This window comes from Mucilaginibacter sp. 3215 (assembly GCF_050433785.1).
In the GTDB taxonomy this organism is placed as follows: domain Bacteria; phylum Bacteroidota; class Bacteroidia; order Sphingobacteriales; family Sphingobacteriaceae; genus Mucilaginibacter.
The window spans coordinates 18,420-31,047 of sequence record NZ_JBNPWO010000011.1 but is presented as its reverse complement, the minus strand read 5'-3'; the positions used below and the strand labels follow the sequence as shown (position 1 = coordinate 31,047).

Genomic DNA, 12,628 nt, shown 5'->3' with positions numbered 1-12,628 from the left:
TCTTTATTTGCAATGCGTTGTTTCCGCGTGTTTAAATGATTCGTCGAGCAATTGCTTGAGCACAGTATTATCTACATCGGTCAGTTTAACAATATGCGTACAGCCGCCGCTTTGCTTGTGCTTACCTAATTTTTGCAGTAACTGTTCCTTGCTCTCAAAGCCTGGAAGATAGAGCGTTAAAGAATTTTTACGGGGCGAGAAGGCTATAAGCGGCGCGTCATCTTCACGGCCGCTTTCATATTGGTAATGATAACTGCCAAAGCCTACAATGGCCGGGCCCCACATTTTTGCTTTGTGGCCGCTGGCTTCCTCCATCAATTCGCTAAGTTTAAAACAGTCGGCGCGCTTGGTCTCATCCGTAATGGTGTTGATGAAATTGCTTACGCTTGCTACGGTTTCCGTGGTTTTATTGGTGTTTTTGGCCATGGCTTAAGCGGGATAAAGGTTAAAAACGATATATAAATATATCACGAAAATTTTATTTTATCCCACAGTTTATTGGCGACAACCTGCCGGATCACCTGCTCGCGGTAATTGCGGCTTATCGGGATGCGGTGCTGACCGATAAAAATATCATTCCCCTCAATACCATCAATTTTACCGGTTGATACGATGTATGATTTATGTACGCGGATAAAGAGTTTGTTATCTAAATTTTGTTCAAGGCTTTTGAGGTTAAGCAGCGTGATATATTTGCCTTTGGCAGTAAATATGGTAACGTAATTTTGCATCCCCTCCACGTACAGGATTTCATCAAAGTAAATCTTTTCGTATTTATTACCGCATTTGATAAAGAAGTAGCCTTCATCCGCTTCCGTTTTTGGTGCACCGGGCTGGGCCCAATTGTTAAGCAGGCGGTGATAATCTTTAGCCTTATTGGCCGATTTAAAAAATCGGTCGAACGTGATAGGCTTCAGCAGGTAATCGAGCACATTGAGCTGGAAGCCCTCTAATGCATAGCTTGGGTAGGCTGTGGTGATGATCACCATCGGTGGCTTCTGCATGATCTTTAAAAAATCAATACCATTCATTTTCGGCATCTGGATATCCAAAAATATCAGGTCGATAGCCTGGTGATCAAGTAGTTTGATCAGTTCGAGCGGGTTTTCGCAGGTGCCGGTTAAATTCAAAAAATCAACCTCGCGTACATAACTGGCTAATCCTTCGCGGGCTAAGGGCTCATCATCTATTATTACACAGTTCATCATAGTGAGGCCATTTGAAAGGTTGCGGATGATTGTTCCAGTTCGGTTAAAGTTAATTGCAGGTGTACCTCAAAGCGGTCTCCGGTATTTTGGATCTCCAGCTTATGAAGATCGGGGTAAACCAGGTCAAGCCGGCGCTTTACATTTTTCAGGCCGATACCGCCATAGTTCACAACCGCGGTTCCCGAGTCGTTTGATGTGCTGTTGGCAATGTAAAAAGCGAGCTGATCGTTTTTCAGTCCCAATCTAATCGCAATCCAGTTAGGCTGTTCCGCCTCTTTGGATACATGCTTAAACGCGTTTTCTACAAAGGTCATCAATATAAAGGGGGCTACGCCTAAATGACCTGGCATCGGCTCATCTGCCTCAAAGGTAACATGCACATTATTGTTTTGCCGAAGCTTTTCCAGCTCGATAAAGTTTTCGAGATAGCTAAGCTCTTTTCCTAAAGAGATTTGCTGGTCGTTGCACTCGTACAACTGGTACCGCAGTAATTCAGAAAATTTGGCCAATGATGCCGATGCCTTACCGGGGTTTTTATGGATCAGGAAAAATATGGAGTTGATGCTGTTGAACAGAAAATGTGGGTTAAACTGGTATTTCAGGAATTTAAGTTCGGTTTCCAGTTTCTCTTTTTCGAGCAACTGCTGGCGGTGCTGGGTTTGCAGCCAGTTTTTGGTGAGTTTGATACTCATACCCAAAGTCATACTGGCTACGGTAGAGGGGAAGGAAGTATTATAGAAACTCATAAAATTGCCCGGATCAACGCCAAACATTTTTTTTACTGAGCAGCCTGCAAAAAAAGCACTTAAATAATAGCCGCCGTTAATAAGTGATGATGTGCCGATGATGGTTAGCGAAAGATAAATTACATATTGGGTAAGCCGCTCTTTTTTCATAAACCGCGGCATTAAGAAGTAAAGGTTAAAATATACCGCCAGCGCCTGGAAAACTACATAAGCCAGGATCTTGACACTATAAGCCGAAAAAAACATCGATTTAGCCGCTGCCACAGGGTTAGCCACCGCTATGGTAAACCAAAAATAATGGTACACACACCAAAATGGGATGTGGTACAGCTTGTATTTAAACAGCCAGTTTTGGTTTAATGTATCAACGGATAAACTATTCATATTCTCGTTTAATTGTTTGAGATGCTATATCTCTGCCACTGTAAGTGCCGGTACTGCCTACTTTATAAGAAAACAAAGCAGCCGTCATTGCGAGGTACGAAGCAATCCCCGATAAGCAGAGCAACCAAGCAAGTTCCTCTGTATAGTTTGGGATTGCTTCGTACCTTATAATGACGTGATCATATGTTATTGATTATTAAGTATATTTTTTTGGTGAATTTTATAACATGGGCGTTGCCTGCGGCCCGGGCTTTCCGTTGCAAGTCCTCGCCTTTCCTGCCCGCAACCCTTTTACGCGCTCCGGGCTTTACACTGCAATCCCTAACGCGGCCCATGCGCAACACCGCTAAAATATATTTTACATGTCATCACTTTTTTTAGGCTTCCCTGATGGGTACCTCGCAATGACGGCCGTTATATAGTGCCCGTACCTGTGGGGGCTCGCAACAACGGCTGTTATAAACTGTTTCCCGCCCCATCAGGGTCTCTCGCAGAGGACCCTGAGGCCCACCACGTTTCAATATCCTACCTAAAGATACAGCAATTGCGCTGATTTATATTTCGTTATTGTATCAACCTGCACAAATAATTGACCAAATGCAGGCTTTAACATATAAGCCGTAAAAAAGGCAATATAGTTTTGGTTTTAAACCGATTAACCCGCTTCTGTGTATCTCATCAATTATCTCACGTCACTCATCATTCATGTTTTTTAAAGTTTAAAGCACTGTTTTTATTTGCCGGCATAACCTCCAAAAAGGTTACACACGCCATATGAAAACTTTATGCATCAGCCTGTTACTTATTTGCCTGGCACAAATAGTAAATGCCCAGGTGTCGGGCAGGGTTACCACGGCCGGCAGCCAGCCCTTGCCATATGTTACTGTATCGCTTGTCAGAACTGCAGATTCATCTTCAGTTAAAAGTATGCTTACCAATGAGCAGGGAGGCTATAATATCGCGGATGCCCCTTCCGGGAATTACCGGTTGCGGTTAAGCAGTATCGGCTATCAAACCTGGTTTTCATCACCTTTTAAAATCAGCGGGAGCAGGGAGGCAAAATATCTTGCTGTTATTGTAATGAAGGAGGACACCCGGCAATTGGGCGAGGTGGTAGTGCGGGCAAATAAGCTATTGTACCAGCAGCGCAGCGATGGTTTAGTGGTAAATGTTGAAAGCAGTGTGCTTACCAAAGGCAGTACGGCCCTGCAGGTGCTGGAGCGTTCGCCGGGGGTAACTATCGATCACCGGGATAACGGGATTGCGCTAAATGGTAAAAGCGGGGCTACCGTAATGATCAACGGCAAACTGGTGCGTATGCCGCTTGCCCAGGTCATGAATTTGCTCAACGGTACCAGTGCCGATAATATTGAAAAAATAGAACTGCTGAGCACCCCGCCCGCCGGATACGATGCCGAAGGCAGCGCCGGCATCATCAATATTGTAATGAAGAAAAGCAAAAAGCAGGGAACAAACGGCTCTTATTCCTTAACTGGCGGTTACGGCATGGGCGAAAAAGGCACTGCCGGCATCAACCTCAATCATAACACCCAAAATGTTAACCTGTATGGCTCCTACACTTTCCAGCACGACAGGACCTATACCGATCTTTTTATTACCGGAAGTCAGTACATGCCTTTTATCGGAGGTAATGCCGAGACAGAATTTTACACAAAAACTAAAAGGATCAGCAATAATCATAACGCCACCCTGGGTACTGATATTAAGCTGGATCCTAAAACTACCCTTAGCGGGACACTGAGCTATAACAACAGCCATTCGCCCACTTATACCTACAGTAACGCGGGCTATAAGATCCTGCCCGATTCATTGCTCAGGTATATAGGTCATATCAATGGGAACGGGCATTGGGATAACCTCACCAGCTCGCTCAATATTGAACATGTGCTGAAGGAAGGGGAGAAGATAAGCGTGGAAGCCGATTATATCCATTATGGAAATAACAGCCCAAGCGAAGTTAATACGTCCTTTGTAAACAAATATGGCGAGCAGGTGTACGCCAACAACAGTGTAAGCGCGCAAAGGCAACGCGGATTTGCCAATACGGCCATCAACGTAGGCGTGTTTAAAGCCGATTATGCCAACCAGCTATCACCCTTACTAAAACTGGAAACAGGTATTAAAGGAACGCATACCGGCAGTTCAAGCTCATCGGGTATCGAAAGTTTTAATAATGGAGCCTGGGAGCGTAATATGCAGACCGCCGCGAACATATACATGAAAGAGGATATTGGCGCGGTTTATCTGTCCCTCACCTGGCAGTTGGGCAAAAGCATAAGCCTTAATACCGGCGCGCGTTATGAGTATTCCTACACCAATATGGAGAATCCGCAAACCGGCGGCAATATTGTAGACCGTAAACTGGGAAAACTGTTTCCGACAGTGCTGTTTACCAAAAAGCTGGGCGAACGGTCCGAATTGCAGCTGTCCTATACCAAAAGGATCAGTCGTCCATCATATGACGACCTGGCCTCATACTTTGCATACAGCGACCCTACGGCGGTTTACACCGGCAATCCTTTTCTTAAACCAACCATCACCAATAATATAAAACTGGGCTATAACTATGGCGACTATAGCTTTTCCCTGCTTTACAGCCGGGATGATAATGCCATAGCCCGCTATCAGCTCAGCGAAAGCCCCGCGCACGATATTTTGTTCATCTCGCCGCAAAATCTGCCGTATCAAAATTACCTTACCTTGCAGGCCAATGTGCCGGTTAAAGTGAGCAACTGGTGGGAAATGACCTATAGTCTGGTTGGCGGCCTAAGGCAGTTTAAGGAGGATTATACTTTACATCCATTAACCAAATCATACTTCGGATATTCCTTTAATTTTAACCAGTTGTTTAAGTTGTCCGGCAGCTTTTCGGCAGAGGCATCGGGACAGTACAATTCCCTGGCGTACAATGGCACAACGAGGGTTGATGGTTTTGGGGTGATCAATGCAGGGATCAAAAAAGAGCTGAAAAATAACGGGGGCAGCCTGCAGTTATCAGTGGCCGATGTGTTCAGTGCTGCACAGATCCATGTGCGGTACGGCACACTTACACCTGAGGCTTTTGACATAAAGAGCAACGTACTTGTCAATACCGAAACCAGACGTTTCCCGGTAATTAAGCTTACTTATTCAAAGTCGTTTGGTGGTACAAGACCGGCGGGCCGGGGGAAACCGGAAAGCGGTTCAAAAGAGGAGAGTGAAAGGATGAGGAGTAACTAAGTTATCTGTTTTATTCCCTGGCATTCCGCGCCGCCGGCTTTAGCCAAAACCCGCGTCGGCCTACCGCTTATGTGTTTTCCTGTACTTTGACGGCGACATGCCAATCAGTTTGGTAAATAGCCTTGAAAAATAATAAGGGTCGTCAAAGCCCAGTTCTGAGCAAATTTCCTTGATGCTCCTTTCGGTAAAGTACAGGTACTGGCAGGACGTTTGAATCTTGAGCAGGTTAAAATAGTTAATAGGTGATGAGCCCGTTTTTTGTTTAAACAGCCGCAAATAATGTGATGCTGAAATTCCCTGCTGTTTTGCCAAATGCATCACTTCAAACTTTTGACTAATGTGTTTTTTCATATAAGCGATGGAGTTGCTCACAAAATCGTTATCATAATCAACCGGGTTTGTTTGTTTATAATACACCAGCGATGAGATGAAATTGAGCAGGTTGATGTTAACGATCTCCATTTCTTTTTCATGATAGCTGTGTTCAAGCACGGCGTAGATCTGTTCGTAAAGCTTGATCCGGCTGCTGTCGTACGGAACAGATTGTACCACAGGCTGCCCGTTTTCGAGCGAGCGCTCATAGATCAGGTGCGAATTTAGCCCGCTGAAGTGCACCCAGTAAATGCTCCAGGGATTTGTTTCCGAGCTTATATAACGGTGTGCCACGTTACGGGGGATAATGAAAAAAGTATTGGGTTTAAGGGTGTGGTCCTGGCCCCCTAAATAAACATAGCCTTCTCCATCTATGCAATAAAGCAAAATATATTCGTTACTGCCTGTACGGCGTTCCCGGTCATGAAAGGCCGCCTTTGGGTAATAGCCTATAGCGGTAAGGTAAAAGCCTTTGATCAAAGCATTGCTGGTGATGGCTTTTTTTATGTTTGGTGGCAATACGATCATTTTTTGACCGATAAAGCCTTCTTTGATCCGTTTTTTAGGTTCGGCTATCGCATTCATAACGCTGCTGTATAACTGGCGATTAAAGGTATTTATTTTTTTTATCCCGGCAAGATTTTAATACCTGCCGGCAAATGATAGTATTATCCATTAATTTTTAAAGAATATCCATTTTTTTAACACTTGTTTCATAGTAGGTTTACCAAACCAATTAGGGCTAAAACAGGTTGGGCAAATTACCTTGCTGTTTAATGATGCTGATAACTTATGAACAAACAATTTAAATATCTGAACAAGCATGGCTGTTAACACCACAACCCGTTTATGGGGGCAGCATAACGGTCATAACGTTTATCTTTTCAAAATTGAAAACGAGAACGGGGCCTATGTTGAACTTACCAATTACGGCGCGGCCATCGTATCAGTTGTGGTGCCCGACAGGCTGCAGCACTTTGAAAACGTGGTGGTTGGCTTCCCTAATCTGGAAGGATATTTGAATGATACCTGCTACATTGGCTCAACCATAGGTCGGTACGGCAACCGCATCAGCAATGCCCGGTTTAAGTTGGATGACAGGATCTATTATTTGGATGCTAATGATGGAAAAAATTCCAACCATGCCGGTAAAAGCGGTTTTAATTATAGGGTGTTTACTGCCGAAGCTTTTAATAATGGTGTAGTGATGACCCTGACCAGCCCTGATGGCGATGGGGGTTATCCCGGTAAGTTGGAGCTTATGGTTATCTATACCTGGAGCAATGATAATGAATTGCTGATCAATTATAAAGCTACTACCAACAAAGCCACGATAGCAAATTTTACCAATCACGCTTACTTTAATTTATCGGCATTTAAAAGTAAGATCTATAACCACAAGCTTACCCTGCTATCGGATATTATTGTGGATTTGCACGAAGATTATACGCCGAGCGGGGCAATTATACCAGCCGGGCAAAAGGCTTTCAATAATAACAAGCTGGGCGATAAATTTAATATAGATGAAAACCATGTTGAGGGCCTTAACCTGTTTTACATTATCAACAGTGGAACCGGGGAGAACGGCTTAATTTATGCCGCTCTTTTAACCGAGGAAGCATCGGGGCGCACCCTTAAGGTTTTTACGGATTATCCCGGCGTGTTCCTGTACACCGGTGATTATTTAAGCAGCACTACGCCTATACATACTGGCCGGGGGGCGAAACCTTTTGATGCGTTGTGCCTGGAGTGTCAGCATTATCCGGATAGCATCAATCATCCTGATTTTCCGCAGGCTGTATTGCGGGCAGGCGATGTATACAATCAGAGTATTTTATACAAGTTTGGCACCCTATAAAGCTAAAAGCCGAAGGCTTAAAGCTGAAAGCAAAGGTGCGAAGGACTACATTTAGTAAACGGTTTATTAAAGTAAATTTATAAAGAGAAGAAACTAACCAGTATCAAATGACCATCGATTTTAAAAAAGAAGTAAAATTTAACAGCGGCTATATTATAGGGATCTCCTTTATATCGGCACTGGGCGGTTACCTGTTCGGCTTTGATTTTGCCGTAATATCGGGTGCGCTGCCGTTCCTCCGCAAGGAGTTTGCGCTTGACCCTGTTTGGGAGGGCTTCCTTACCGGTTCCCTGGCGCTGGGCTGTATCGTGGGCTGTATCATAGCCGGCCGCATTGCCGAAAAATACGGCCGTAAACCCGGTCTCATGGTTGCGGCGTTTATTTTCGCGGTATCGTCACTGGGTATTGCCTTTTCAACCGGGCTCACTTATTTTATCATTCTGCGTTTTGCAGCGGGCATAGGGGTAGGGATGGCATCTATGCTTTGCCCCATGTACATTGCCGAAATTTCCCCGGCACAGGTTCGGGGGCGTAATGTCGCTATCAACCAGCTTACCGTAGTATTGGGCATCCTGATCACCAACCTGTGCAACTATTTTTTGGCCGACAGCGGCGATAATGCCTGGCGCTGGATGTTTGGTTTGGGCACGGTACCTGCCGCGGTATTTTTATTAGGGGTTATAGCCCTGCCCGAAAGCCCCCGGTGGCTGATCAAGGCCGGTCGGCACGCTGATGCCGAAAAGGTACTTTACAAAATAGGCTCCGAAGAGTTTGTGACTTCAACACAGCAGGCTATTGAAAAATCGCTTACCGGCGCAAAAAAGCAATCGTACCGCGCCGTATTTGAAAAAAGCGTACGCCCTGCCGTATTGATAGGTATTACGCTGGCTGTGTTTCAACAGTTTTGTGGCATCAATGTGGTATTCAATTATACTTCAACCATTTTTGCTTCCGTAGGTTCAAGTTTAAATCAGCAATTGTTTGAAACCGTTTCTATCGGTATTGTTAACCTGGTGTTTACCCTGCTGGCTATGTGGCAGGTTGATAAGCTTGGCCGTAAGCCATTGATGCTCATTGGCTCATTAGGCTTATCCATATTTTATATTGTATTGGCTTACCTGCTGCAAAATCACCTGGCGGCCGGGCTGGTATCCATATTTGTGTTGCTGGCCATCAGCACTTACGCGCTTTCGCTTGCGCCGATAACCTGGGTGCTTATTTCAGAGATCTTCCCTAACAAGATCCGTGGCGCTGCATCAACAGTGGCCATTGTATCGTTATGGGCTGCCTATTTTATATTGGTGTTCACCTTTCCTATACTGGCTAAGGTGCTGGGCACTTACGGACCCTTTTATATGTACGCGGTGATCTGCTTTTTAGGCTTTTTGTTTGTGCTTAAAAAAGTGAAAGAAACCAAAGGCCAAACCCTTGAAGAGTTAGAAGAAAATTTAATAAGACATTAATAATTATAAGTTTCATGAATGATTTGTATGTAAATGTTTGGGAAGAGAAGGTGGTTATCCCAACCTACGGTATAGGGAAGCCCGATAAAAACCCCATGTTTTTTGAAAAGCGCGTTTACCAGGGCAGCAGCGGCAAGGTGTACCCTAACCCGGTTATCGAAAAAATTTACGACCAAAAAGAAGATAAAGAATACGCAGGCCTTTACATCGAGAATAAATACCTCAAAGTACTCATCCTGCCCGGGCTTGGCGGCCGTATCCAGATGGCTTATGACAAGATCAGGGACCGTCATTTCATCTATTATAACCAGGTGATTAAGCCGGCACTGGTAGGGTTAACCGGCCCCTGGATTTCGGGTGGTATTGAGTTTAACTGGCCGCAACACCATCGTCCAAGTACTTTTGAACCGGTTGACTATAAAATTGAAGAAAATGCCGATGGCAGCAAAACCGTTTGGGTTAATGAGGTAGAACGCATGTTCCATACCAAGGGGATGGCCGGTTTTACGCTGCATCCGGATAAGGCTTACATCGAAATAAAAGCGAAGCTCTATAACCGCTCGGCCCTGCCGCAAACCTTTTTATGGTGGGCTAACCCGGCGGTGAAAGTTAATGACGATTACCAGTCGGTTTTTCCGCCTGATGTGAACGCGGTGTTTGACCATGGTAAGCGTGACGTATCAACATTCCCGATAGCTACGGGTACTTACTATAAAGTTGATTATTCGCCGGGTACAGATATCTCAAGGTATAAAAATATCCCGGTGCCAACGTCGTACATGGCTATCAACTCCAATTACGATTTTGTAGGCGGATATGAACATGACAGTCAGGCTGGTTTGCTGCACGTAGCCAATCATCATGTATCGCCAGGAAAAAAACAGTGGACCTGGGGCCACAGCGATTTCGGCCTGGCTTGGGACAGGAACCTGACCGACGAGGATGGCCCATACATTGAATTGATGACGGGTATGTATACCGATAACCAACCCGATTTTACCTGGCTGATGCCGCACGAGGAAAAGCATTTTACCCAATACTTTATGCCATACCGCGAGCTTGGCATAGTAAAAAACGCTACCAAAGATATCCTGCTGGCACTTGATTATAAAGAGGGCAAACTACTATTGAAAGTTTATGTAACCGGCGAGCAAAACAACCTGAACATCAAACTGCTGCATGATGGCAAAGTATTATTAAGCGAAAAAGTTTGCATTGTACCTGAACAGATTTATACCCGCGAGATAGCTGTTAAAGATATCAACGAAAATCTTTTACTGCTTACTGTACATTCTGAAGCAGGCAAAGAATTGATCAAATACGATGCATCAAGCAATAAGCTTAACAACATTCCTGAAGCTGCTAAACCGGCCCTGCTGCCTGCCGATGTGGAAAATAACGAGCAGTTATTTTTAACCGCGCAGCATTTGGAGCAGTACCGCCATGCTACTTATAGCCCGGTACCTTATTATGAAGAGGCCCTGCGCCGTGACCCGAAAGACATCCGCAACAACAATGCTTTGGGTTTATGGTATTTGCGCCGCGGACAGTTTGCTAAAAGCGAACCTTACTTTCGCAAGGCGGTTGAAACCATTACCCAGCGTAACCCTAACCCTTATGATAGCGAATGTTATTACAATTTAGGCTTGGCGTTGAAATTCCTCGGTAAAAAAGATGAAGCGTACAAGGCATTTTACAAAGCTACCTGGAGCAATGCCTGGAAAGATAGCGGCTATTTTTCGGTAGCACAGATCGACCTGGAGAACGGCGATTACGAACTGGCGCTTGATCATTCTTTATCTTCTTTGGATAGAAATGCAAATAACAGCAAGGCTTATGTTTTACGTTCGGCGGCTTTCCGTAAGCTCCGGCGTTTTGAAGATGCTGTCGAGGTAGCTACAGCGGCAATAAAAAGGGATGCGTTTAACCTGGGCGCTCTGTATGAGTTGGTTTATGCTTACAAAGCTTTGGGCAATGAAGAAAAAGCCATTGAAAGCCTTAACGAACTGACTAAACTATCACGCGGTTACTACCAAAATTATATCGAGTACGCGCTTGATTATAGCAACGCCGGCTTGTACCAGGAAGCTGCCGATCTGCTGAACTATGCAGTTAACGGTGATGCCACCAGTCCGATGGTGTATTATTACCTTGGCTACTTTGCGCACAGGTTAGGCAATAATGAACAGGCAATTGCATATTTTAAACAGGCCACTGCTTCTGATTCATATTTGTGCTTCCCTGATAGGCTGGAAGAGATTGGTATACTGAAACTGGCTGCTGAGCTTGTGCCTACCGATGCCAAAGCACCTTATTATTTAGGCAACCTGTTTTATGATAAACTGCAGTATGATGATGCCATCGCCGCCTGGGAAACATCAGCAAAACTGGACGATACGTTCCCAACCGTATTCAGGAATCTGGGTATAGCCTATTATAATAAACGTAATGACCCGGCAAAAGCTTTAATTTGTTTTGAAAAAGCCTTTGCGTTGGATCCCGCCGATGCCCGCGTACTGATGGAACTCGACCAGCTTTACAAAAAGCTGAACTATTCTGCAGAAGCACGACTGAAATTTGTTGAAGCTAACCTGGAGACTGCCAAATTTCGTGATGATGTTTATTTAGAGCGTGCAACGCTGTATAACTTTTTAGGCGAGCACCAAACCGCTTTTGAACAAGTAATGCAAAGAACTTTCCACCCATGGGAGGGAGGTGAAGGCAAGGCATCCGGCCAATATGTTGCCGCCTTAGTTGAAATGGCCAAGCAAAATATCCGCGATAGCAAATACAATGAAGCCATTGAACAGTTAACCCAGGCACAAACCTACCCACATAATTTAGGCGAGGGCAAACTATTCGGTACACAGGAAAATGATATCTTTTACTGGCTGGGCCAGGCCCACGAAGGCCTGCAGCAAACTGAACGGGCTAAGGCTTATTTTGAGCAGGCAGCCATAGGTTTGGAAGACCCGACAGCGGCTGTTTTTTATAACGATCAGCAGCCCGATAAGATCTTTTATCAGGGTTTGGCAAAAAAATGTCTGGGTGACAGTACATCGGCCGAACGAATCTTTAAAAAACTGCTTAATTATGGTATCGGGCACATGGATGATAACGTAAAAATTGATTACTTTGCCGTCTCGCTGCCAAATTTGCTCATTTTTGAAGATGATCTGCAGGTAAGGAACCGCGTGCATTGCTACTTTTTACAAGGACTGGGATACCTCGGTTTACGTGATTTCGAGCAGGCACAAAAGGCCTTTACCGAGGTTCTGAAACTTGATGCCGGGCACTTTGGGGCGAGGATACATCAAAACATGATAAACCAAATTACCGAAGTAGCCGGTTAAACCA

8 protein-coding genes are annotated in these 12,628 nt (G+C 44.8%); 4 read left to right on the top strand and 4 right to left on the bottom strand.

What is annotated here, in order from left to right:
• Positions 1 to 3 precede the first annotated feature (3 nt).
• Genes ABIC84_RS17780 through ABIC84_RS17770 form a run of 3 tightly spaced genes read right to left on the bottom strand, consistent with a single transcriptional unit; the run spans position 4 to position 2,338 of the window.
• Positions 4 to 426, bottom strand: a complete 423-nt coding sequence (locus ABIC84_RS17780) for a DUF1801 domain-containing protein (protein ID WP_429264394.1) — start codon at positions 424 to 426, stop codon at positions 4 to 6.
• Between the two features lie 41 nt (positions 427 to 467).
• A complete protein-coding gene (locus ABIC84_RS17775) occupies positions 468 to 1,208 on the bottom strand; it encodes a LytR/AlgR family response regulator transcription factor (protein WP_091175983.1) in 741 nt (246 codons plus the stop codon).
• Entirely contained in the window at positions 1,205 to 2,338 is a 1,134-nt protein-coding gene (locus ABIC84_RS17770) for a sensor histidine kinase (RefSeq protein ID WP_429264393.1), read from the bottom strand. The genes ABIC84_RS17775 and ABIC84_RS17770 overlap by 4 nt, the downstream gene beginning before the upstream one ends.
• A gap of 774 nt (positions 2,339 to 3,112) precedes the next feature.
• Here ABIC84_RS17770 and ABIC84_RS17765 point away from each other — a divergent pair.
• Positions 3,113 to 5,578 (top strand): TonB-dependent receptor domain-containing protein, encoded by a 2,466-nt coding sequence (locus ABIC84_RS17765; RefSeq protein WP_429264392.1) that lies wholly within the window; start codon positions 3,113 to 3,115, stop codon positions 5,576 to 5,578.
• Positions 5,579 to 5,638: 60 nt separating this feature from the next.
• On the opposite strand, the gene ABIC84_RS17760 is transcribed toward ABIC84_RS17765, so the two are convergent.
• Positions 5,639 to 6,535, bottom strand: a complete 897-nt coding sequence (locus ABIC84_RS17760; protein ID WP_429264391.1) for an AraC family transcriptional regulator — start codon at positions 6,533 to 6,535, stop codon at positions 5,639 to 5,641.
• A 238-nt stretch (positions 6,536 to 6,773) separates the two neighbouring features.
• On the opposite strand from ABIC84_RS17760, the gene ABIC84_RS17755 reads away from it, so the two are divergent.
• The 3 genes from ABIC84_RS17755 (at position 6,774) to ABIC84_RS17745 (ending at position 12,624) form a co-directional block, all read left to right on the top strand.
• The gene (locus ABIC84_RS17755; RefSeq protein WP_429264390.1) at positions 6,774 to 7,808 is read left to right on the top strand and encodes an aldose epimerase family protein; all 1,035 of its coding nucleotides are present in this window, start codon (positions 6,774 to 6,776) and stop codon (positions 7,806 to 7,808) included.
• 107 nt (positions 7,809 to 7,915) lie between these two features.
• Positions 7,916 to 9,271 (top strand): sugar porter family MFS transporter, encoded by a 1,356-nt coding sequence (locus ABIC84_RS17750; RefSeq protein ID WP_429264389.1) that lies wholly within the window; start codon positions 7,916 to 7,918, stop codon positions 9,269 to 9,271.
• A gap of 14 nt (positions 9,272 to 9,285) precedes the next feature.
• Positions 9,286 to 12,624: a DUF5107 domain-containing protein gene (locus tag ABIC84_RS17745; protein ID WP_429264388.1), complete on the top strand. Its 3,339-nt coding sequence runs from the start codon at positions 9,286 to 9,288 to the stop codon at positions 12,622 to 12,624.
• Positions 12,625 to 12,628 lie beyond the last annotated feature (4 nt).

Bases quoted from the DNA above. Each gene is read 5' to 3' on its own strand.
- ABIC84_RS17780 (WP_429264394.1), bottom strand. From the start codon at position 426: ATGGCCAAAAACACCAATAAAACCACGGAAACCGTAGCAAGCGTAAGC.
- ABIC84_RS17775 (WP_091175983.1), bottom strand. From the start codon at position 1,208: ATGATGAACTGTGTAATAATAGATGATGAGCCCTTAGCCCGCGAAGGA.
- ABIC84_RS17770 (WP_429264393.1), bottom strand. From the start codon at position 2,338: ATGAATAGTTTATCCGTTGATACATTAAACCAAAACTGGCTGTTTAAA.
- ABIC84_RS17765 (WP_429264392.1), top strand. From the start codon at position 3,113: ATGAAAACTTTATGCATCAGCCTGTTACTTATTTGCCTGGCACAAATA.
- ABIC84_RS17760 (WP_429264391.1), bottom strand. From the start codon at position 6,535: ATGAATGCGATAGCCGAACCTAAAAAACGGATCAAAGAAGGCTTTATC.
- ABIC84_RS17755 (WP_429264390.1), top strand. From the start codon at position 6,774: ATGGCTGTTAACACCACAACCCGTTTATGGGGGCAGCATAACGGTCAT.
- ABIC84_RS17750 (WP_429264389.1), top strand. From the start codon at position 7,916: ATGACCATCGATTTTAAAAAAGAAGTAAAATTTAACAGCGGCTATATT.
- ABIC84_RS17745 (WP_429264388.1), top strand. From the start codon at position 9,286: ATGAATGATTTGTATGTAAATGTTTGGGAAGAGAAGGTGGTTATCCCA.